At 41.5% G+C, this 2,171-nt stretch carries 4 protein-coding genes; 2 read left to right on the top strand and 2 right to left on the bottom strand.

The window, feature by feature from the left end; translation table 11 throughout:
- Positions 1-520: ComF family protein (locus PX484_RS02035; protein ID WP_288102730.1), on the top strand; the 520-nt coding region annotated here is incomplete at its 5' end.
- A 45-nt stretch (positions 521-565) separates the two neighbouring features.
- Here the strand turns inward: PX484_RS02035 and psbX are convergent.
- Positions 566-685, bottom strand: coding sequence for a photosystem II reaction center X protein (gene psbX, locus PX484_RS02040; RefSeq protein WP_002733679.1), 120 nt, complete (start codon positions 683-685; stop codon positions 566-568).
- Positions 686-903: 218 nt separating this feature from the next.
- On the opposite strand from psbX, the gene PX484_RS02045 reads away from it, so the two are divergent.
- Positions 904-1,203: a hypothetical protein gene (locus tag PX484_RS02045; protein WP_287765896.1), complete on the top strand. Its 300-nt coding sequence runs from the start codon at positions 904-906 to the stop codon at positions 1,201-1,203.
- Between the two features lie 255 nt (positions 1,204-1,458).
- On the opposite strand, the gene PX484_RS02050 is transcribed toward PX484_RS02045, so the two are convergent.
- On the bottom strand, positions 1,459-2,171 hold a 713-nt coding region (locus PX484_RS02050), incomplete at its 5' end, for a DNA adenine methylase (RefSeq protein WP_288102731.1).

The raw sequence follows: 2,171 nt of genomic DNA on the forward strand, positions 1-2,171 counted from the left end.
TCTCTGGCGTGGTTCTATTCCCCTGTTTATCTGGGGACGCTATGAAGGTAAATTAAAACAGGCGATCGCTAAAATGAAATATGATCGCCATCCCGCTCTCGGCTCTTTGCTAGGCAGTTGCATGGGGGAAACTTGGCTGCTTCGTCCTCCCCTCACCGATAAACGTTTGACGGTGATTCCTATCCCTCTCCACCCAGAAAGATTAAAGGAAAGGGGTTTTAATCAAGCAGAAGTCATTGGCGAAGGTTTTTGTCGTTTAACCGGTTATCCTCTGGCTAGTCGCGGATTAATTCGGATTAAGAACACGGCAGCTTTATTTAGTCTGGCAGCCGAGGCGAGAAAAAAGACGATGCAAGCGGCTTTTCAACTGGGGAAAAATTTACCCAAATCAGTGCCGATTCTCTTAATTGACGATATTTATACCACAGGAACCACGATCGAGGAAGCTGTGCAGGTTTTACGCACAGAGGGATATCGGGTAGTCGGTGCGATCGCTGTTGCCAGTTCCAAAATTAGCTAAAATGCCCAGACGGAATCGGTCTAGGCATTTTAGGGTTAAATTAAATTAAGTGCGTTTGATCTTGTCGTATTGACTGATGAAAATCAAACCGATAGTGGCGGGGATCAGGACGATAACCGCACCTAAAACAAGGCTCCAGAGAAAGTTAGCTAAAGAGGGTGTCATGATAGATAAATCCTTTGTCATATTTTCAAAGACTTAGTTTTTTATCTTATCACCTTGGGCGAGAACGCCCCCAGTTCCACGACCAGATAAATGCGATCGCAGGTTTTATATGTCTTCAATCGCTGAAAATAAAATCTCCCTTGACTTCTCAAGGAGATAGGGATGTTTGACAATGGGTGATAGTTACAAAAGTTCACACTAGACTGGCAAAGATTTTTATGGCTACTGACGATCGCAAACGGCGCATTCTCGATCATCTCTCCAGAAGTACCACTGGTGCTGACTATATTCCCCAAAAACCGCTGCCAATTGTGGAAACTCCCCCGGTGGCAGCGGAACCCGTGGCAGCGCCGCCTCCAGTAACTCCTTCACCGGAATTAACTGCTAAAGAGCGCAAAAGAAAGATAATGTCCCATCTTTCCATGAGTAGTCAAGATTTTGGCGAAATTACTAGCACTACCCCCCAAGAAAAGCGTAAACGCCAAATTAACGACCATCTGCGCCAAAGCCAAGGATAAATAGGGTTTGCGGCAAAAAGTCTTTCGTGGAGGCAGGGTGTGGGGTGTGGGGTGTGGGGTGTAGGGTTTTACCGATTTTGAGGGAGTCAATTACCTAATTTTTAGGGAAAAAGTCCCTGAATTTTCCCCCCAATCACTCCAATGGTCGGCACTTTTTGAGGGAAAAAAAGTCTAAAAACTTTGTTGGATAAGGTTTTTAGATTTATTCAGCAAACCCTAAATAGTAAGGAGTGAGAATTAGCAACTAGGCATCTTCTAGACTGTTCTCACTCCCTCATTTTCTGCTGTCGATGGCAATAATGACAGTTGTTGCAAATCAGTTCCTCGCTCTGGCAACAAGGGAATGTTAAAGTTAGTAATGAGCGCTTCGGTGATCGGATGACGTAATTTTTCTGTGGAACCCACATGATAAAAATGCTGTTTAGTATAGATATAAAACTTATCAGCACTCCAATTTTTTTTAATTAAAGGATTGCTTCTAAACTGATTACTGTGCCAAGTGGACAAAATAAACCGACAAGAAATATCCTTTAAAATAGTCACCAAACAATCTTCATCCTCTTGAGACCAAGAGTTAAAATAATCGGTGTGTCTCCCTAAATAAGGAGGATCGAGATAGATCAAGTCTGTTTTTTGCCAATTAGATAAAGTCTCTCGAAAGTCAGCAACTTGAAAATTATAATCAGTTTTAATAAGAATATTTTCTAGGGCAATAACTTGATTGACTATTTTGGTAATATATGCTTGAGAAAATCGTTCTGATTTATGACAGTAAGGTACGTTAAACTGCCCCTTACGATTGAATCTCATCACGCCATTAAAACAGGAGCGATTGAGAAATAAAAAATCTAGAGAATTAGGAGATTGATTAAATCTTTCTCGTACTTGATAATAATAACTTTCTCCCTGCTCCTTAAGAACTTGACCATTTTCTTGCAAAAAAAGCTTCACAGTTTTACTGGTAATAA

Source organism: Microcystis sp. M49636_WE2 (assembly GCF_030065375.1).
In the GTDB taxonomy this organism is placed as follows: Bacteria; Cyanobacteriota; Cyanobacteriia; order Cyanobacteriales; family Microcystaceae; genus Microcystis; species Microcystis aeruginosa_C.